Here is an 18,790-nt window from a genome sequence, read left to right on the forward strand (position 1 = left end):
GAACTATCTCATATCAGGGCAAAATCTCAGCCGAGTGCGGCGAGCTGGTCAGCGAACCAGCGCTGCGGGGGAAGGGCGGTCGCCAGACGGGCCAGCCTGTCCCCCCGGACGGCGCGCTCGTGCTCGGGCATGACGAGGCCCTCGTGGATGGCCCGCGCCGTGGCCGAGACGTCGTAGGGGTTCACCAGCAGCGCGTCCGCGCCCAGCTCGGCCGCGGCCCCCGCCTCGCGCGACAGGACCAGCGCGCTGTTCGGGGACAGCACCGGCCCCTCCTTGGCCACCAGGTTCATCCCGTCGCGGATCGGGTTGACCAGCATCACGTCGGCCAGCCGGTAGGCGGCCAGCGACCGGGGATAGTCGTCCTGGACGTTGAGGATCAGCGGATCCCAGTCCTCGGTGGCGTACTCGTCCTCGATCTCCGAGGCGCAACGCTGCACCGCCGCGGTGTACTCACGGTATTCGGGCAGGTCGTGGCGGGAGGGGTAGGCGAAGGCCAGGTGCACGACCCTGCCGTGCCACTCGGGGTGCGCCGCGAGGAACTCCCGGTAGGCGATCAGGCCCCTGACGATGTTCTTCGACAGCTCGGTCCTGTCGATGCGCACGATCAGCCTGCGGTCGCCGACCAGCTCGCGCAGGGCGGCCATGTGGGACTCGACGTCGGGCTCGCGGGCGCGTTCCCACAGCGCCCGGCCGTCCACGCCCAGGCCGTGCACGCCGATCCGGGTGGTCCGGCCCGCGTGGGTCACCGTACGGCCCGCGCGCTCGACCCGCGCGTCCAGGACGCTCTCGCAGCAGTCCATGAAGGCCCCGGCCCAGCGGTCGGTCAGGAAACCCGCCTGGTCGGCGCCCAGGATGCCCTCAAGCAACTCGGCGGCGACCTCGTCGGGCAGCAGGCCGAAGTACTCGGGAGGGGCCCAGGGCGTGTGGGAGAAGTGGGAGACGCGCAGGTCGGGCCGTTCGCTCCTGAGCATCGCCGGGACCAGGGCCAGGTGGTAGTCCTGCACCATGACCTTGGCGCCGTGCGAGGCCTCCTCGGCCAGCGCCATCGCGAACGCCTCGTTGTAGGCCTGGTAGGACTCCCACTCCCTGCCGAACCTGGCGTCGAAGTGCGGCCTGTTCGGGGTGTCGTAGAGCAGGTGGTGGACGAACCACAGGGTCGAGTTGGCGACCGCGTTGTAGGCCCGCTGGAAGGTCGCCGGGGGGATGTCGAGCATCCGCAGCGCCCCGGTCTCGTATCCCGCCTGGTCGAGCCGCCCCCCGGGAGCGAGCCGTACGGCACCGCGGTCGCCGTCGGACAGGGCGGCGCAGACCCACAGGACGTCGAGCTCCTTGGACACCTCGGACAGGCCGGAGACCAGGCCGCCGCCGCCCCTGCGCATGCTCAGCGCGCCGCCCTCCGACATGGTGAAGGAGACCGGGCCGCGGTTCGAGGCCACCAAAATCCCACTCATCTGACCTCCTCGCCCGGGAGGACGTGGCTTGTCCCGAAGGTTAACCAAACGATAACCGGCGACCATAGGATGTCGAGCGACCGTGACCGTTGATGGGAACCCGTGATGGCGCTGGACGAGACGACCGAGGAACTTGCCCGTGCGGCCGCCGGAGGCGACCACCGGGCACTGGGCGAACTGCTGAAGCGGATCGAGCCCGAGGTGCTACGGCACTGCGGGCGGATCCTCCCCTACCGGCAGGACGCCGAGGAGGCCTGTCAGGACACCCTGCTCGCCGTGGCCCGCAACATCGCCAGGTTCGAGGGGCGGGCGCGGTTCAGCACGTGGCTGCACATCGTGACCGCCAACTGCGCGCGCACCACCTACCGCTCGCTCAAACGGCGTTCCGCCGAGCAGAGCTCGGAGGAGTTGCCGCTGCACAACAAGCCCGACGTCGCCAGGGTGAGTGTGATCGCGGGCTCCCGCCTCGACCTGCTCGACGCGATGGAGGCCCTTGAGGCGGACAAGCCCGACCTGGCCCAGGCGCTGGTGCTGCGCGACATCTGCCAGCTCGACTACAACGAGGTCGCCGAGCAGCTCGGCATCCCCCTCGGCACCGCCAAGTCGCGCATCCACCAGGCCCGCAAGTACGTCCAGGGAGCGCTCGGCGACGCCTACGGCTTCTGAGGTTTGTCCGGTTAATGACACACTTCATCTCGTTTGGTGAGACAACTGGTCAGGAGGGGCACAAGGCGAGGTAGAGTGCTTGAGACCTGCATGTCAGGTCCACAACTGAACATTGCTCATCCAGAGGGGTGGAGGGACCGGCCCTGCGAAGCCCCGGCAACCCTCCCGGTTCAAGACTCGCGATCTGGCGAGGGGTCGACCGGGACAGGTGCCAATTCCGGTCTGTGACCAGGGTGGTCGCAGACGAAGATGAGGGAAAGGCCTCGCTTCATGGCGCTCGCGAACACCGCAACCACCACCGCTCTTGACTTCGGTCCCGCCGTCGCTCTCTCCTGTCGTGAGTGTGGTGCCCGCTACGACCTCGGTCCCAGCTTCGCCTGTATCGAGTGTTTCGGGCCCCTTGAGATCGCCTACGACTTCGGGAACGTCACCCGGGAACAGATCTCGCAGGGGCCGGCCAACATCTGGCGCTACCGCTCCCTCCTGCCCGTCCCGGCGGACGTCGCCTCCAAGCCCAACACCGAGCCCGGCTGGACCAGGCTCGTCAAGGCCGACAACCTGGCGCGTGAGCTGGGCCTGCGCTCGCTGCACGTGAAGGACGACTCGGGCAACCCCACGCACTCCTTCAAGGACCGCGTGGTCGCCATCGCCGTCGAGGCGGCCAGGAACTTCGGCTTCCACACCCTGTCCTGCTCCTCGACCGGCAACCTGGCGGGCGCGGTGACCTCCGCCGCCGCCAGGACCGGGCTCGACGCCTGCGTGTTCATCCCCGCCGACCTCGAACAGGGCAAGATCGTCATGGCCTCCGTGTACGGCGGCAAGCTGATCGGCATCGACGGCACCTACGACGACGTCAACCGCTTCTGCTCCGAGCTCATCGGTGACGAGCTCGGCGACAAGTGGGGCTTCGTCAACGTCAACCTCAGGCCCTACTACGCCGAGGGCTCCAAGACCCTGGCCTACGAGATCGCCGAGCAGCTCGGCTGGCGGATCCCCGACCAGATCGTCATCCCGGTCGCCTCCGGCTCCCAGCTCACGAAGATCGACAAGGCGTTCAAGGAGCTGATCGCCCTCGGTCTCGTCGAGGACACGCCGTACAAGATCTTCGGCGCCCAGGCCGAGGGGTGCTCCCCGGTCTCCGCGGCCTACAAGGCGGGCCACGACGTGATCCGCCCCGTCAAGCCCGACACGATCGCCAAGTCGCTGGCCATCGGCAACCCGGCTGACGGGCCCTACGTGCTCGACATCGCCAGGCGCACCGGCGGTGGGGTCGAGGACGTCACCGACCCCGAGATCGTGGACGCCATCCGCCTGCTCGCCAGGACGGAGGGCATCTTCGCCGAGACGGCGGGCGGTGTCACCGTCGGGGTGCTGCGCAAGCTGGTCGAGTCGGGTCGGCTCGACCCCGACGCGGAGACCGTGGTCCTCAACACAGGTGACGGCCTGAAGACCCTTGACGTGGTCGCTGACCAGGCACGTCCCACCGCTGTCATCCGGCCCTCACTCGACGCGTTCCGCGCTGTCGTCGCCTAGAGCTCTGAAAGGTACTGAATTATGAGTGTTTCTGTACGGATTCCGACGATTCTCCGTACGTACACCGGCGGCGCGGCCGAGGTGAACGGCGAGGGCGGGACCCTGCGTGAGGTTCTGCAGAAGCTCGACGCCGACTTCCCCGGGATCGGTGCCCGTATTCTCGATGAAACGGGCAAGATTCGCCGTTTTGTGAACGTCTATGTCGGTGATGAGGATGTCCGTTTCGCCGACAACCTCGACACGGTGACGCCGTCCGGCGTTCAGGTCTCCATCATTCCGGCGGTCGCCGGAGGCTGATCCCGGCGGAGGCCGCGCGGGGCCCTGGGCGGGCCCTGGACGGCCTCCCGGGTCCCGGTGTCGTCCACTGTCATGGAACGGCGCCCCCGGAACACCCTCACGACACCCGCACCGGCCTGGCCGCGTGCGGGTGTCGTCTTTTGTGATGCAAGCTCACATTTTTGTGCGAAGACATAATGTAATATTTAACTAACTAGTAGTGATAGCAAAACTATGTTGGCGTGTTGAATGCGTCCGTAAAGCGGTAGTTTGCTGGTTGACTCTGTTGCCCCACGGGCTCTCACAGGTATGGTCGAGGGCGATCGACGTAGGCGATGTCTCCGCCTCGGAGATTGAGGACCTCGCGAGAGGAATGGGCGACGTCCTCAAGCCCAGTAAGAGGAGTCGGAAGTGGCGCAAGGCACCGTCAAATGGTTCAACGCGGACAAGGGCTACGGCTTCATCGCGGTAGACGGTGGTAAGGATGTTTTCGTCCATTACTCCGCGATCATGATGGATGGCTACCGTGCGCTCGAACAGGGCCAGAGGGTCGAGTTCGAGATCACGCAGGGACAGAAGGGACCTCAGGCGGAATCGGTCCGGACGGTCTGATCTCGTCCTCCGTCAGCTCGTCGGGAACCCGCTGGCGCATCCCGCGGCAGCGCAGTTCGCGCGGATCGCCCTCGGCATGTCGGCCCGGCTCGTCGCTCCCATCGGCGGGCCGGGCCTTCGCCTAAGCTGACACTCAGGTCAAAGGTCCTTGGCTTGCACTCGTCGGGGGAGAGTGCTAAACAGTGGTTAGCACTCCTCATTGGAGAGTGCCAAACCTGGATCGAGACGATGGGGCCCGCCGAACGGAGTCGCGGGCCCGTATGCCGTCGCGGGCGTCGCCTCGGTCTGGTGCAAGCCACCCTGTGTTTGGGAGGTCTAGCCGTATGGCAGCCAAGATGATCTCGTTTGACGAGGACGCCAGGCGCGGTCTCGAGCGTGGCATGAACCAGCTCGCGGACGCTGTCAAGGTGACCCTCGGCCCCAAGGGCCGCAACGTCGTGCTGGAGAAGAAGTGGGGCGCCCCCACGATCACCAACGACGGTGTCTCCATCGCCAAGGAGATCGAGCTTGAGGACCCGTGGGAGAAGATCGGGGCCGAGCTCGTAAAGGAAGTCGCCAAGAAGACCGACGATGTCGCGGGTGACGGCACCACCACGGCCACCGTGCTTGCTCAGGCGCTGGTCCGCGAGGGCCTGCGCAACGTAGCCGCGGGCGCCAACCCCATGTCCCTGAAGAAGGGCATCGAGGCCGCCGTCGAGCGTGTCTCCGAGGAGCTCTCCAAGCTGGCCAAGGACGTGGAGACGAAGGCACAGATCGCCTCCACGGCCTCCATCTCCGCGGGTGACCCGCAGATCGGCGAGATGATCGCCGAGGCGATGGACAAGGTCGGCAAGGAAGGCGTCATCACCGTCGAGGAGAGCAACACCTTCGGCCTTGAGCTTGAGCTCACCGAGGGCATGCGCTTCGACAAGGGTTACATCTCGCCCTACTTCGTGACCGACCCGGAGCGCATGGAGGCCGTCCTCGACGACCCCTACGTCCTCGTCGTCAACTCCAAGATCTCCGCGAACAAGGACCTGCTCCCGGTCCTCGACAAGGTCGTGCAGGCCGGCAAGCCGCTGCTGATCATCGCCGAGGACATCGAGGGCGAGGCGCTGGCGACCCTGGTCGTCAACAAGATCCGCGGCCTGTTCCGCTCGGTCGCCGTCAAGGCTCCGGGCTTCGGCGACCGCCGCAAGGCCATGCTGGGCGACATCGGCATCCTGACCGGCGCCCAGGTCATCAGCGAGGACCTCGGTCTGAAGCTGGAGTCCACCACGCTCGACCAGCTCGGCCGCGCTCGTCAGGTCATCGTCACCAAGGACGAGACGACGATCGTCGACGGTGCCGGTGACGCCGAGCAGATCGCGGGCCGGGTCAACCAGATCCGTGCCGAGATCGACAACACCGACTCCGACTACGACCGCGAGAAGCTGCAGGAGCGCCTGGCCAAGCTGGCCGGTGGCGTGGCGGTCATCAAGGCCGGTGCGGCGACCGAGGTCGAGCTCAAGGAGCGCAAGCACCGCATCGAGGACGCCGTGCGTAACGCCAAGGCGGCCGTCGAGGAGGGCATCGTGCCCGGCGGTGGCGTGGCGCTGCTGCAGGCCGGCGCCAAGGCGTTCGACAAGCTCGAACTGGCCGGGGACGAGGCCACCGGTGCTGCGATCGTGCGCAAGGCTCTTGAGGAGCCGCTGAAGCAGATCGCGGTCAACGCCGGCCTTGAGGGCGGCGTCGTGGTGGAGAAGGTGCGCAACCTGACCCCCGGCGAGGGCCTGAACGCCGCCACGGGCGAGTACGTCAACCTGTTCGAGTCGGGCATCATCGACCCGGCGAAGGTGACCCGTTCGGCGCTGCAGAACGCCGCCTCGATCGCGGCGCTGTTCCTGACGACCGAGGCCGTCATCGCCGAGAAGCCCGAGAAGGCCGGTGCCGCTCCCGCCGTTCCCGGCGGCGGCGACATGGACTTCTAGTCCGGAGCTTTCCCAAAAGAGGCGACCCCGAGGTGTCGGGGTCGCCCCTTTTTGTTTTCCACCCGATTTCTCACCGGCCCGTAAGGCGGGCCTTTCCGGTCGGCCAGGTGTTTTACCCGGGCCGGGCGTGCGTTTCACGGCCGCCGCGTTCGGAGACCGGACGTTTCCGGCTGCCAGGGCCTTCGGGAGGGGTGGCCTTTTCGGCCGGACGGACTTTCACGGCCCGCCGGGGGAACCGGTCAGCGGAGCTGGGCGGGCAGGTCGCCGGTGTGCAGGACGGTCAGCGAGGTCACCGCCCTGGTCAGAACCACGTAGAGACGGGCGAGGCCGCGTGGTTCCGCGGCCACGATGTCGGCGGGCTCGACCACGATGACGTGGTCGTACTCCAGGCCCTTGGCCAGGCTCGCGGGGATCACCAGGAGCCGGTGCTCCTCGATCGCGTCCTGGCTCAGCACCCGGTGCTCCACGGCCTTCAGGATGGCGGAGACCTCGGCCACCGCGGCGTCGGGGGCGATCACGCCGATCGAGCCCTCGCGGGAGAGCGTCTCGCCCACCACCTCCCTCAGGGACGCGGCCAGGTCCGCGGCGGGCCGTACGGTGAGGGAGCCGACGCCGGGTCGCAGCGAGCGGGGCGGGGCGAGGTCGGGGGCGACGGAGGGCAGCAGCCTGGCCGCGTAGTCGAGGACCTCACGGGGAACGCGGAAGCCGAGGGTCAGTTCGGTGACCACGCCCTCCTCGAACCCCAGGTGGGCCAGGACCTCCTTCCACGAACGGGCCGACCAGGGGGTCGTGCCCTGCGCGAGGTCACCCAGGACCGTTGCCGACCCCGTACGGCACCGCCGTCCCAGCGCCCGCAACTGCATGGCCGACAGGTCCTGGGCCTCGTCGACGACCAGGTGACCCAGCGGGGCGGTCCGCTCGATCATGTCGCCGAGCTCGTCCATCAACGCCCCGTCGGCGGCCGACCACTTCGCGGAGCGGAAGGTCTTCGACGGCTTGGCCCACAGCAGCACGGCCTGTTCCTCGGCGGTCAGGTCGTCCCTGGCCGAGTCGGCGAGGAAGGCGGGGTCGCTGAACAGCCGGTGGAGGACCTGCTGCGGGGTCACCTTCGGCCACACCGTGTCCACCAGCTGCTTGACCGGCTTGGACCTGGCGACGGCGTCCTGCACCCGGTCGTCGGGGGACTCGCCGCGCTGTTCCATCCGGACGAGGACCGCGTGGGCCAGCCGCTGGGCCAGGGCCGCGCGGCCCGGGGCGTAGCGGGTGGTGCCGCGCAGGGAGGCGACGATCTCGCGAACCTCGTAGTCGGCCACCCGGTAGCGGTTGACCCCCTTGGTGAACAGCACGCCCTCGGTCGGCTTGACGATGTACGCCCACAACGCGCGGTTGAGCACGGGCACCATCCGGGCGTCGCCCTTGATCGCGCTGACCGCGGGGTCCTCGGGCGTCGCGTGGTCGCCCAGGATGTCGGCGACGGTGGTCTGGTCGACCTTGACCTCGCCGAGCGCCGGAAGCACCGAGGAGATGTAGGACAGGAAGGCCCGGTTGGGGCCGACGATCATCACACCGGACCTGGCCAGCCGTTCCCGGTGGGTGAAGAGCAGGTAGGCGGCCCGGTGCAGGCCGACCGCGGTCTTGCCGGTGCCCGGCGCCCCCTGGACGCACACGGTCGTGCCCAGTTCGGAGCGGACGATCTCGTCCTGGTCGGGCTGGATGGTCGCGACGATGTCGCGCATCGGCCCCGAGCGGGGCCGTTCGATCTCCTCGGTGAGGATCCTGCTGTGCCCGGCGCCACCGTCGGGGGAGTCGCCCTGGTCCAGACGTTCGTCCTCGTAGGCGGTCAGGTCCCCGCCGTGGTAGCCGAACCTGCGGCGACGTCTGACGCCCATCGGCTCGGCCGGGCTGGCCTGGTAGAACGCACGGGAGATCGGCGCCCGCCAGTCGATGACCAGGGGGCGGCTGCGGTCGTCGTGGACGTGCCTGCGGCCGACGTGGACGGTCGCGGGCAGGTCGTCGTCCGTCGCGCGGTCCAGGCGGCCGAAGAACAGCGGGGTGCCCGCATGGTCGGCCAGCGCCGCGACCCGCTGGTCGAGCAGCGCCTGGAGGATCTGCTGGGACACCCAGTCGCCCGCGGCGTCGGAGGACAGGGACTGGGCGTGCTCGCGCATGGCGCGCAGGGCGGTCCGGGAGAGGGCCAGGTGCTCGCGCTCGGCGGCGAGGATCTCGTCGGGGTCCGTGGGTTCCGCGGACCCTGAGGACCCCGAGGATTCTGTGAGGTCGGTGGGCTCTGTGAGGGGGTCCAGGGATATGTCGGGGGACAATGGATGTCCGGACACGGGAAAGCGCCTCCTGTTCGGTAAGCGGTGGTGGCCATCAGGCAGCGAATCCACCAGCCTAGCGACGCGCCTCGACGGCTCAAACCGATTAACGGCCGCATCCCTTGCGTGAGCGCGTTACCACCGTCCGTGTTTGTGCGTCCAAATCGCTAAAAAGGCGGGAAAATCCAGTGACGCGCGCAGATCATGGGGGTATGTCGCCAGTGGCCGTCGAGGCCTAGCGAGGGGGTGGTCGCTTTGGAGAAAGCCTGCGGAATCTCGTGGACCTGACACGAACGACGGCGTGTTCGCCATGGGAACGCTAGTCGTCAGCGAGCACGTCGTCAGCGTCGATGATCTGGTAGGCGTATCCCTGTTCAGCCAGGAAACGCTGCCGGTGCGCGGCGAAGTCCTGGTCCACCGTGTCACGGCTGACCACGGAGTAGAACCGTGCCCCGCCACCGTCGGCCTTCGGGCGCAGCACCCGGCCAAGCCGCTGGGCCTCCTCCTGCCGTGACCCGAAGGTTCCCGACACCTGTACGGCCACCGCCGCCTCGGGCAGGTCGATGGAGAAGTTCGCCACCTTGGAGACGACCAGCACCTGGATCTCCCGGTCGCGGAACGCCTGGAACAGCCGCTCCCGCTCCTTGACCTTGGTCTCCCCCTTGATCACCGGAGCGCCCAGGTGCTCGCCGAGCTCGTCGAGCTGGTCGATGTACTGACCGATGATCAGCACCTGCTCGTCGGGATGGCGCCGGACGAGAGCCTCGGTCACCCGGGTCTTCGACGGGGTGGTCGCGCAGAACCGGTAACGCTCCTCGGCCTCGGCCATCGCGTAGGCGAGCCGTTCCTCGTCGCTCAGGGTGACCCGCACCTCGACGCAGTCGGCCGGGGCGATCCAGCCCTGGTTCTCCATCTCCTTCCACGGCGCGTCGTAGCGCTTGGGGCCGATCAGGGAGAACACGTCGCCCTCCCTGCCGTCCTCGCGCACGAGCGTCGCGGTCAGCCCGACCCGCCGCCTGGCCTGCAGATCCGCGGTCATCCGGAAGATCGGGGCGGGCAGCAGGTGAACCTCGTCGTAGACGATCAGACCCCAGTCACGGGCGTCGAACAGCTCCAGATGGCGGTAGACCCCCTGCCTGCGGGTCGTCATCACCTGGTAGGTGGCGATGGTGACCGGGCGGATCTCCTTCTTCGTCCCGGTGTACTCGCCGATCTCGTCCTCGGTCAGCGAGGTCCGCCTGATCAGCTCCTGCTTCCACTGGTGGGCCGAGACGGTGTTGGTCACCAGGATCAGCGTCGTCGCCTTCGCGTGGGCCATCGCCGCCGCGCCCACGATCGTCTTGCCCGCGCCGCAGGGGAGCACGACCACGCCGGAACCGCCGTGCCAGAACGCCTGCGCGGCCTCCCGCTGGTAGTCGCGCAGCAGCCAGCCGTCCTCCCGCAGCGTGATCGGGTGGTGCTCGCCGTCCACGTATCCGGCGAGGTCCTCGGCGGGCCAGCCCAGCTTGAGCAGATGCTGCTTGATGTTGCCGCGCTCACTCGGGTGGACCGCGACGGCGTCGGCGTCGATGCGCTCACCGAGCAGCGGCTGGATCTTCCTTGAGCGCAGGACCTCCTCAAGGACGGCCCTGTCGGTGCTGGTCAGGACGAGCCCGTGGACGGGGTGCTTGTCGAGCCTGAGCCTGCCGTACCTCGCCATGGTCTCGGCGATGTCCACCAGCAGGGCGTGCGGCACCGGGTAGCGGCTGTAGCCGATCAGCGCGTCGACGACCTGCTCGGCGTCGTGCCCGGCCGCCCGCGCGTTCCACAGCGCCAGCGGGGTCACCCGGTAGGTGTGCACGTGCTCGGGGGCGCGTTCGAGCTCGGCGAACGGCGCGATCGCCTTGCGGCACTCGTCGGCCCTGTCGTGGTCGACCTCAAGCAGCAGGGTCTTGTCCGACTGGACGATCAGCGGTCCGTCACTCACGGCTTCTCCCTCGTTGTACGGCGGGCGAGCCCATGGTCGCACTCCCCCGGGGAACTCGCCCACCGCCTCCCCGACCTCGTATGTCCAACGGCGCCGAGACCCGGGACAATCCCGGAGGGTTCAGTCGAAGGCGCCGTTCACTCCGGCGAGGATGATGGCGCCGACCCCCAGAACGACCAGCCCGACGTTGATGCCGATGCTGATCCAGGTCCATTTGAGCAGTCCCTTCGCCCCCTGGGGGTCGCGCTCGACCTTGCCGAGCGCGACGCCGGCCAGGACGGCTCCGGTGATGCCGCCGATGCTGACGTAGCAGGTCAGGCCCATGAGGATGCCGACGACCAGCGCGATGATCGCGTGTGTCCTGACGCCGTCGACGTTCTGCGGGGGACCCGGGTAGGGGCCGGGGCCGTAGGCCGGGGGGTACTGCCCGTACGGCGACTCGCCGTAACCCTGGACGGGGCCGTAGCCGGGCTGGCCGTAGCCCTGCCCGTAGCCCTGGTCGTAGCCGGGCTGCTGGCCGTAGCCCTGGTCGTAGGAGGGCTGCTGCTGACCCGACCCCTGGCTCGGCTGGGTGTTCTGCAGGCCGTACGCGGGAGGCTGGCCGTAGGCGGGAGGCTGGTTGTACGTGGGGGCGTCGTAGCCGGGGGTCTGCCCGGGGCCGGTGCTGTAGGGGCTCTTCCAGTCGTCGGGGTTCGCGCTGGGGCCTTCGGGGGGACCACTGCTCACGGGAGCCTCTCACTTCCTTCTTTCGTGCGCCAACGATCCCACCGTAGGGGAAACCCGGAAATCCGGGCGTTCACTCGACGTCGGAGATCCCGGTGATCCCGGTGATGCGGTGCAGGGCGAAGCGGTGCACCGCCGCCCGGGTCTCGTCGTAGGCGGTGAGGTAACCCCCCTCCATCCGGGCGGGTTCGAGAATCCTGCTGGTCGCGTTGCCCTGGGAGTCGAGATAGCCGATCCAGACCTGGGACCCCTGCCGGATGGCCTCCCGCAGGGCGTTGATCGTCGCGGTCGCCGGGGAGCGCGGGACCTGCCCGGTCGGGGCGTCGACGGGCGCCCTGCGGGCCAGGTGCGCCGCGTCACCCGCCCTGACCGCCCGTACGGCCGCCGCGACGACCTCGGCCTCCGGGCCGGTGAACGTGACGACCTGACGCGGGAGGGGCTGCCCCTCGGTCCTGCGGACGTCGAGCTGCGCGATGATCACGTCACCGTCGAGCGACTCGGCGGCCGGGGCGTATCCCATCGCGCGCAGCGAGTCGACCAGCGTCCCCCGCGAGGTCTTGGAGGCGATCACGGTGGGGGCGAGCCTGCGCAGCCGCAGCGGGACGGCCCGCCGGTCGGCCATCACCTCGTCGAGCAGGGAGGAGTCGTCACACCTGATGTACGCGCTTGCCGTACCGACGCGCATGCGGCCGTGCCTGCGGGCCACGTCGGTGACCAGGTAACTCAGGGGCTGCGGCACGGGCGTCGTCGAGTGGCGCTCCAGCATGGACAGCATCTCGTCGGCGCCCTGCCCGGCGTCGAGAGCCCGCCTGATGGACTGCTCGCAGAACCGGTAGACCGTCGCGCCGCCGGTCGACTCGACGTCGGCGGCCAGCGCCAGCCAGCGCCTCAGGTCACCGGTGAGGGGACCGGGCGCCACGGCGGTCAGGTCGGCCTGCAGGAGCACGTGGTCGAGCGGCTCGGGCAGCAACGGCGCCAGGGCCAGGGCGACCGCCCCGGAACGGCCGCCGCAGGACAGTAGGGCGCGGCCGTGGCCCGCGAGCGCACCGAGACCGGTCACCCCGATCTGCTCCGCCTCACGCAGCGTGAACTCGACCAGCTGGTCGCGCCTGCCGCCGCGACGGCGCGGCTGCTCCCACGTCAGACGCCCGAGCACCGACTCAAGGCCGGGCGCGACCCCGGGGCCCGCTGCGGCGAGCAGGCCGAGCGTGGTCGCGCGCACCTCGGGGGCCGAGGAACGCCGCAGGTCGGGGTGGAGGGCGTTGAGCAGCCGGTCACGCTCGTCACGCTCGCCGATCACCCCGGGAACCCGGTCCGTGGACAGCCAGCCGGACGCCAGCGCCACCCAGCGGTCCTCGGTGCTCTTGATCCGCCAGGCGTCGTAGAGCGGGGTCGGCAGCCAGTCACCGTCGACCGAACCGCTCGCGGCGATCAGCCCGACCGTGTGGGCCACCTCGATGACCAGCCCCGTCGCCCACTCGGGCAGGTCGAGCAGGCCGGAGGTCCGCTTCAGGTCGCGTACGGCCAGCCCTCCGCCGCGCAGCACGCCGGGCGGGTCGGCGCTCCAGCGCTCGCACAGCTCCTCGACCGCCCGCACGAAGGTGAAGGCCTGCCCCGCCGCGGTGCGGTCGACCAGCGCCTGGTCACGGCCTGCGCCGTCCAGCGGGGGCGGGACGGGCGAGAGGTCACGGTGTATCCGGCCGCCGCGCAGGAACAGGCCCACCTCGCGGGGCAGGGTGACGCTCTCGTCGCCGGTGGCGGCCAGCAGCGCGCGGGAGAGCAGCTCCTCGATCGGGGAGTGGGCGTTCGCGGCGCGCACCTGCCTGCGGGCGTTGGGCACCCGGCCGCTCGGCGGCCCCCAGGCCAGCTCGTTGAGCGCGGACCTGGCCTGCGGCGAGACGCCCTCGACGAGCCGCGCGACGACCTCACGGTCACCGAGCAGCTCGGCCAGGGCCTGCCTGGTGTCGCCGCTCTCACCACCGGCGTCCCGGATCAGCTCGGCCAGCCGCTCGGCGGGATGGTGCCTGAACGCCTCGACCGCGGGCGGGCCGAGCCCGGCGGGCGTCTCCAGGATCTCCCGCACCCCGGGTGCGGGCAGCAGGGCGTTCTGCGGGCCGTACACCAGGGCGAGGGTCCGCAGCCGCTCGACCGTCTCCTTCAGGGCGGCCCGCAGCGCCGTGGCGGTGACCCCCTCGGGCAGCGCGCGGGCCATCTGCTCGCGCAGCGCCCGCTGGTCGGCCGGGGAGGGCAGCACGACGAGCGTCTCGACGACCGAGAGCGTGAACCGGTCGAGCCGGTCGAGCACGCGCCCGACGGCGGAGGGACTGCTCGCCCGCCCCGCCAGGCCCTCGACGTGGGCGGGGACCGGCGTGATGAGTTCGGGGCGCACCGTGACCAGCGCCCGCAGCTGCTCGTCGCTTCGGTCGCGCAGCCACTCGGTGAACTCCGTGCTCATTCCGTCAATGGTAGGAGCCCTGACCGACAAAGCTAGGTTTGGGAAAGTTCGGGTTCACGTGGACATCCTTGGGCCACGGGCAGCAGGCCGAGTGCGAGGGACACCCAGGAGGTGACGAAACGCTCGCGTTCCGTCCGGCCGGGGGGTTCGCCGACGGTCTTCTCGAAGAGGAGACAGTGGACGAGGGAGCCGCCGAGCACCGCGCCGACGGAGGACCGGTCGAGGCCGGCTCCGGCGTACTCGGGCTGGGCGCACAGCCAGGAGCCGATCGCGTCGAACATCGGCTGCAGCAGCCTCGCCCGCACGACCTCGACCAGCTCGGGGAAGCGCCCGAGATCGCGGAAGAAGACGCGGACCAGCTCGTCCTCCTCACGGATCACGGCCAGCCCCGCCTCGCACAGGCCCGTCAGCCGTTCCGTGACGGGGGCCGCGGGGTCGGCGGCGCCCATCGCGGCGACTCTGGCCTCGACCCGCACGACACGTTCGTTCACCGAGGCGGCCAGCACCTCGTACTTGGACCTGAAGTGCCGGTAGAGCCCGCCCGCGCCGGGGGACAGCCCCGCGGCTGACTCGATCTCGGCCACCGAGGTCGCCGCGTAGCCTCGCTCAGCGAACAGGCGCAGGGCCTCTTCGAGGATGCGCTCACGCGTCGATCTGGTCATCTCTGTGCAGACACCTCCACCGCGACCCTATCCAGCGAAAATACGAAGTGCGGGTTCTGCCGGGCGGGGATTTGGCATCCTGCCGGGAGCGCCGCACGGAGGACTCCATAGGGTCTTTCCGCGAGGGCCTTCGGCAGGAGAAGGCCTTTTCGTGAGAGCTCTCACGAGGGCTTCGTGGGCTCCATGGGGCTCTGTGGGGTTTTCGCGGGCGGGAGCGGGCGGGAGAGGAAAGGGCGTGGGCGGGGCGATGGACGCGGTCGGGTTCGACCTGGACATGACACTGGCCGACACGCGCGCGGGCATCGCCGCGGTCTACGACGAACTGGCGTCGCGCGTCGGGGTGCCCATCGACAGCGCCGTCGTGGTCTCCAGGCTCGGGCCGCCCCTGGAGTGGGAGCTGGCCAACTGGCTGCCCGCCGAACGCATCCCCGAGGCCGTCGCGCTCTACCGGGCGCTCTACCCCTCGATCGCCGTCCCGGTGACCACCCCGATGCCCGGAGCCGCCCAGGCCGTCGAGGCCGTACGGCGCGCGGGCGGCAGGGTCATCGTGGTGACGGGCAAGAACCTCCCGGACGCCCAGCGGACGGTCAGAGCCCTGGGACTCGACGTCGACGAGGTCGCCGGATCGGTCTTCGGCCCCGCGAAGGGGCCCGCGCTGGTGGCCTTCGGCGCCGCCGCGTACGTGGGGGACCACGTGGCCGACATCGAGGCGGCGAAGGCGGGCGGGGCGTTCAGCGTCGGGGTCGCGACCGGGCACCATCCGGTGGAGGAACTACGCGGCCACGGGGCGGATGTGGTGCTCGCCGATCTGACCGAGTTCGCCGAGTGGTACGGCGGTTGGCGCAGCCCAACCGTATTCGTGTAATTCAGGGCTGAATACACGGTCGCTCCCAGCCCGCGCTGGGCATAACCTACATCCATTCCTTTTCACGACAGTCTGAACGAGGTCACCCCTGTGCCGAGTGGCAAGGTCAAGTGGTACGACGCCGACAAGGGTTTCGGCTTCCTCACCCGCGACGACGGCGGTGAGGTGTTCGTGCATTCTTCCGCGCTCCCCGGTGGCGTGGAATCCCTCAAGCCGGGACAGAAGGTCGAGTTCGGCGTGGCCGAGGGGCGCCGTGGACAACAGGCGCTCTCGGTGCGTGTGATCGACCAGCCCCCGACTCTCGCCAAGACCGCCAAGCCCAAGGGCAAGCGCAAGAAGCCCGACGAGATGGTGGTCATCGTGGAAGACCTGATCAAGCTGCTGGACTCGGTGTCGATGTCCTACCAGAAGGGCAAGCACCCCGAGGCCGTGCACGCGAAGAAGATCGCCGCGGTGCTGCGCGCCGTGGCCGACGACCTGGAGGACTGACCGCCTCCCGCAGGCCTGTTCCGCCCGCCTCTCCCCGCGTGAGAACCGCCTCTCCCGCGTGTGGAGGGGCGGGCGGCGGTCCATCCGGCGGGGGTCAGCCGTGCGGGTTGGTCAGCGGCTTGGTACGCCTGTCCGGCGGAGGGGCGTCACGCCGGACGACGGTGGTCGTCGTGTGGCCTGAGCCGTTCCCCGCAGGGGAGGCCGGCCGCTCCTCCGGTCGCTGTTCGGTGTGTTCCTCGGGGTCTTTCCCGGGTTCCTGTTCGGGGCGGGGCCGGGCCGCCCTGGCCGCCTCGACCCTGGCGTCCCGGGCGTCCACCCTCCTGCGGCGCCGTACGAGGAGCCAGCCCAGTGAGCCGGCGAGCACGACGGCCATCACGGTCAGTCCGGCCGAGCCTTCGGTGAACAGCGAAAGCAGCAGTCCGACCAGGCCGCCGCCCACCCAGGAGACCTGGAGGAACGCCTCGACCACTCCGAAGGTGGACGAACGCACCTCCTCGCCGATCTCCCGCTGCACGATCGCGTCGAGCGCCAGCTTGCCGAGCCCCTGGGCGAACGCGGCGACCAGCGCCACGGCGACCGCGGCCCACAGGGTGAAGAAGACGGCCGCCACGACCGTGGTCACCAGTGAGAGCGCCAGTGTGAGCAGCACGATCACCTGCGGGGAGCGTCCGCGCGTCCACGAGGCGACGGCCGTACCCGTCAGGCCTCCGACGCCCGCCGCCACGGCCAGCAGGCCGATCGTGACCGGAGGGGCGAGCCCCGGCAGGTTCCTGTCCTGCACCAGGAAGAGCAGATAGAACAGCAGGAATCCCGAGTAGAGACGGACGGCCACGTTGGCCGCCATCGCCTCGGTCACCACCGGCCCGACGTTCAGCAGCGTGCGCCAGCGGGCGGGCCGCTCCTGACCCTCCTCGTCGGGGTCCCCGTCGAGCACGTCGAGGTCGGGGGAGTCGACGTGCCGCGGCAGCCGTACGGCCAGCACGCCCAGCAGCAGGAAGAGGACCAGGGCGGCGCGCAGGGTCCACTCGGCGCCGAGCCAGGCGCTGACACCCGCGCCGACCGGCACCGCCACACCCGCCGTGACCAGGGCGAACAGGGCGACCCTCGCGTTGGCCGTGACCAGCGCGATGTCGGCGGGCAGCACGTTCGGCATGATCGCCGCCCGGGAGACGCTGTAGGCCTTGGACAACACCAGCACCGCCAGCGCCGCCGGGAAGATCGTGAACACGTCACCGGGGACGATCGCGGCGGCCATCGCGAAACAGAGCAGGCCCCGGCCGAACAGGGTGCCCGCCATCACGAAGCGCCTGCCCGAACGGAACCGGTCGAGGACCGGCCCGACGAACGGCGCGACCACCACGAAGGGGATCATCGTGATCAGCAGGTAGAGGGCGACCTGCCCCCTGGCCTCGTTGACCGGCAGTTTGAACAGCGTCCCGGCCAGGGCGGCGGTGACCAGCGCGTCACCGGCGCTCTCCAGCGCGGTCAGCTCGATCAGCTGGCCGAGCCCGGTACGGCCCGCGCCCTGGGCGTGGGTCAGCCGCCGGGAGGCCGCGCCGACCCGGCGGGTCCCGCTCGCCGCCCCCCGCCCGGCGCGGACGGTCATCCGGCCCGCCCCCCGGCCCGCGCGCGCCGTCGCCCGGCCGGCGCCCACCGCGGAGCGTCCGATCCGGCGGGAGACGTCGCCTGCCGTCCTGCGTGCTTGTTCCCAGCCACCTGCCACGCATCCAGTCTTACCCATAGGGCGGATGGGATGTATGTGGCGGTCCGTCCTATCTAAGCCTTGAATGGTCAGTGAACAACGGGACAGGTTGCCGGTCGAGGGGAGAGCGCGTTACGGTCCGTTGGCGGCGACCCGGCGCGACCCCGCCCGGGGCCGGTGAAGGTGCTGTTCGCTCCGGGCATGGGTGAGAATGAACTGTGAGTCAGCGTAGCGAGCTAGGCAGTGGGGACAGCGGCCGTCAGGTCGCGAGGCCTGCGGAGGAGGACTCGTGACCCGTCCGAGAACCCGTGCCGTCGTCGTCGACGAGGCCTGCGCCGCCGCCGTCGACCTGGCCCGCTCCGCGATCGAGGAGAACGTCAGACCGGAGGAGATCGGCGACCACCTCGGCGTCGAACCCGAGGGCGACCGCGTCGTCACCCACTACTTCACCTGCCTCGACCGTGCCTACCGGGGGTGGCGCTGGGCCGTCACCGTCGTCAGGGCCTCCAGGGCGCGCAAGGTGACGGTCAGTGAGGTCGTGCTGCTGCCCGGCACCGGAGCGCTGCTGCCGCCGGAGTGGGTGCCGTGGAGCGAACGGCTGCTCCCCGGCGACCTCGGCGTCGGCGACCTGCTGCCGACCTCCGCGGACGACGTACGCCTCGCGCCCGGCTTCACCCAGACCGAGGACGACGTCGACCGACAGATGATCTTCGAGTACGGCCTCGGCAGGGCCAGGGTGCTCTCCCCGACGGGCAGGGACCGCGCCGTGCGCCGCTGGCACTCGGGTGAGTCGGGGCCGCACACCCCGCTCGCGCACGCCGCGCCCGCCCAGTGCTCGACCTGCGGCTTCTACTGGCCGCTCGCCGGTGCGCTGGGCATCGGTTTCGGGGCGTGCACCAACGAGTACGCCCCCGACGACGGCCGTGTCGTCGCCGCCGACCACGGCTGCGGCGCGCACTCCGAGGCCGCCGTGCTTCCGCACCAGGTCGAGCCGACGTCGCCGATCCTCGACGACCTCGCCTACGACATCGCAGAGGAGTCCTCGGAGACGGACCTCGCCGGCTCCGTGGACGACACCGCCGCCGAGCCGCTGGGTCACTCCTGATCCGACGTCATCACAGGC

15 protein-coding genes and 1 riboswitch are annotated in these 18,790 nt (G+C 70.0%); of the genes, 8 read left to right on the forward strand and 7 right to left on the reverse strand.

Annotation, left to right across the window (positions count from 1 at the left end):
• Nucleotides 1-26 precede the first annotated feature (26 nt).
• Nucleotides 27-1,451 carry a trehalose-6-phosphate synthase gene (locus ABZ470_RS37650; RefSeq protein ID WP_362779206.1) on the reverse strand — a complete coding sequence of 475 codons (1,425 nt, stop codon included), beginning with the start codon at nt 1,449-1,451 and terminating at the stop codon, nt 27-29.
• Nucleotides 1,452-1,556: 105 nt separating this feature from the next.
• On the opposite strand from ABZ470_RS37650, the gene ABZ470_RS37655 reads away from it, so the two are divergent.
• The 5 genes from ABZ470_RS37655 (at nt 1,557) to groL (ending at nt 6,487) form a co-directional block, all read left to right on the forward strand.
• Nucleotides 1,557-2,117 carry an RNA polymerase sigma factor gene (locus ABZ470_RS37655; RefSeq protein WP_352014320.1) on the forward strand — a complete coding sequence of 187 codons (561 nt, stop codon included), beginning with the start codon at nt 1,557-1,559 and terminating at the stop codon, nt 2,115-2,117.
• A 113-nt stretch (nt 2,118-2,230) separates the two neighbouring features.
• A riboswitch (SAM riboswitch) is annotated at nt 2,231-2,373 on the forward strand.
• 14 nt (nt 2,374-2,387) lie between these two features.
• The gene (thrC, locus tag ABZ470_RS37660; protein WP_362917553.1) at nt 2,388-3,650 is read left to right on the forward strand and encodes a threonine synthase; all 1,263 of its coding nucleotides are present in this window, start codon (nt 2,388-2,390) and stop codon (nt 3,648-3,650) included.
• Nucleotides 3,651-3,671: 21 nt separating this feature from the next.
• On the forward strand, nt 3,672-3,947 hold the full coding sequence (locus tag ABZ470_RS37665; protein WP_362917555.1) for a MoaD/ThiS family protein: 276 nt from the start codon (nt 3,672-3,674) through the stop codon (nt 3,945-3,947).
• 390 nt (nt 3,948-4,337) lie between these two features.
• The gene (locus ABZ470_RS37670) at nt 4,338-4,538 is read left to right on the forward strand and encodes a cold-shock protein (protein ID WP_113704857.1); all 201 of its coding nucleotides are present in this window, start codon (nt 4,338-4,340) and stop codon (nt 4,536-4,538) included.
• Between the two features lie 323 nt (nt 4,539-4,861).
• The gene (gene groL / locus ABZ470_RS37675) at nt 4,862-6,487 is read left to right on the forward strand and encodes a chaperonin GroEL (RefSeq protein WP_352014317.1); all 1,626 of its coding nucleotides are present in this window, start codon (nt 4,862-4,864) and stop codon (nt 6,485-6,487) included.
• Between the two features lie 239 nt (nt 6,488-6,726).
• On the opposite strand, the gene ABZ470_RS37680 is transcribed toward groL, so the two are convergent.
• The 5 genes from ABZ470_RS37680 to ABZ470_RS37700 form a co-directional block, all read right to left on the reverse strand.
• A complete protein-coding gene (locus tag ABZ470_RS37680; protein WP_362917712.1) occupies nt 6,727-8,709 on the reverse strand; it encodes an AAA family ATPase in 1,983 nt (660 codons plus the stop codon).
• A gap of 415 nt (nt 8,710-9,124) precedes the next feature.
• Nucleotides 9,125-10,771 (reverse strand): DNA repair helicase XPB, encoded by a 1,647-nt coding sequence (locus ABZ470_RS37685; protein ID WP_352014316.1) that lies wholly within the window; start codon nt 10,769-10,771, stop codon nt 9,125-9,127.
• 120 nt (nt 10,772-10,891) lie between these two features.
• Complete coding sequence (locus tag ABZ470_RS37690) at nt 10,892-11,497, reverse strand: DUF4190 domain-containing protein (RefSeq protein WP_362779211.1); 606 nt, start codon at nt 11,495-11,497, stop codon at nt 10,892-10,894.
• Nucleotides 11,498-11,567: 70 nt separating this feature from the next.
• The gene (locus ABZ470_RS37695; RefSeq protein ID WP_362779214.1) at nt 11,568-13,949 is read right to left on the reverse strand and encodes a helicase C-terminal domain-containing protein; all 2,382 of its coding nucleotides are present in this window, start codon (nt 13,947-13,949) and stop codon (nt 11,568-11,570) included.
• Between the two features lie 32 nt (nt 13,950-13,981).
• A complete protein-coding gene (locus ABZ470_RS37700) occupies nt 13,982-14,611 on the reverse strand; it encodes a helix-turn-helix domain-containing protein (RefSeq protein ID WP_362917557.1) in 630 nt (209 codons plus the stop codon).
• A 235-nt stretch (nt 14,612-14,846) separates the two neighbouring features.
• Here ABZ470_RS37700 and ABZ470_RS37705 point away from each other — a divergent pair, with 235 nt between their 5' ends.
• Together ABZ470_RS37705 and ABZ470_RS37710 are read left to right on the forward strand one after the other, a co-directional pair.
• Nucleotides 14,847-15,476: an HAD family hydrolase gene (locus ABZ470_RS37705; protein WP_352014312.1), complete on the forward strand. Its 630-nt coding sequence runs from the start codon at nt 14,847-14,849 to the stop codon at nt 15,474-15,476.
• Nucleotides 15,477-15,566: 90 nt separating this feature from the next.
• Nucleotides 15,567-15,965: a cold-shock protein gene (locus tag ABZ470_RS37710; RefSeq protein WP_362917559.1), complete on the forward strand. Its 399-nt coding sequence runs from the start codon at nt 15,567-15,569 to the stop codon at nt 15,963-15,965.
• 94 nt (nt 15,966-16,059) lie between these two features.
• Here ABZ470_RS37710 and ABZ470_RS37715 read toward each other — a convergent pair whose 3' ends face one another.
• Nucleotides 16,060-17,688 carry an MFS transporter gene (locus ABZ470_RS37715; RefSeq protein ID WP_362917561.1) on the reverse strand — a complete coding sequence of 543 codons (1,629 nt, stop codon included), beginning with the start codon at nt 17,686-17,688 and terminating at the stop codon, nt 16,060-16,062.
• Between the two features lie 268 nt (nt 17,689-17,956).
• Between ABZ470_RS37715 and ABZ470_RS37720 the strand changes: the two genes are divergently transcribed.
• Nucleotides 17,957-18,772 (forward strand): DUF3027 domain-containing protein, encoded by an 816-nt coding sequence (locus ABZ470_RS37720; RefSeq protein ID WP_352014309.1) that lies wholly within the window; start codon nt 17,957-17,959, stop codon nt 18,770-18,772.
• Nucleotides 18,773-18,790 lie beyond the last annotated feature (18 nt).

This window comes from Streptosporangium sp. NPDC020072 (assembly GCF_040631445.1).
GTDB lineage: Bacteria > Actinomycetota > Actinomycetes > Streptosporangiales > Streptosporangiaceae > Streptosporangium.

Excerpts from the sequence above, each read along its gene's own strand:
- ABZ470_RS37650 (WP_362779206.1), bottom strand. The coding sequence starts at position 1,451 with ATGAGTGGGATTTTGGTGGCCTCGAACCGCGGCCCGGTCTCCTTCACC.
- ABZ470_RS37655 (WP_352014320.1), top strand. The coding sequence starts at position 1,557 with ATGGCGCTGGACGAGACGACCGAGGAACTTGCCCGTGCGGCCGCCGGA.
- thrC (WP_362917553.1), top strand. The coding sequence starts at position 2,388 with ATGGCGCTCGCGAACACCGCAACCACCACCGCTCTTGACTTCGGTCCC.
- ABZ470_RS37665 (WP_362917555.1), top strand. The coding sequence starts at position 3,672 with ATGAGTGTTTCTGTACGGATTCCGACGATTCTCCGTACGTACACCGGC.
- groL (WP_352014317.1), top strand. The coding sequence starts at position 4,862 with ATGGCAGCCAAGATGATCTCGTTTGACGAGGACGCCAGGCGCGGTCTC.
- ABZ470_RS37695 (WP_362779214.1), bottom strand. The coding sequence starts at position 13,949 with ATGAGCACGGAGTTCACCGAGTGGCTGCGCGACCGAAGCGACGAGCAG.
- ABZ470_RS37700 (WP_362917557.1), bottom strand. The coding sequence starts at position 14,611 with ATGACCAGATCGACGCGTGAGCGCATCCTCGAAGAGGCCCTGCGCCTG.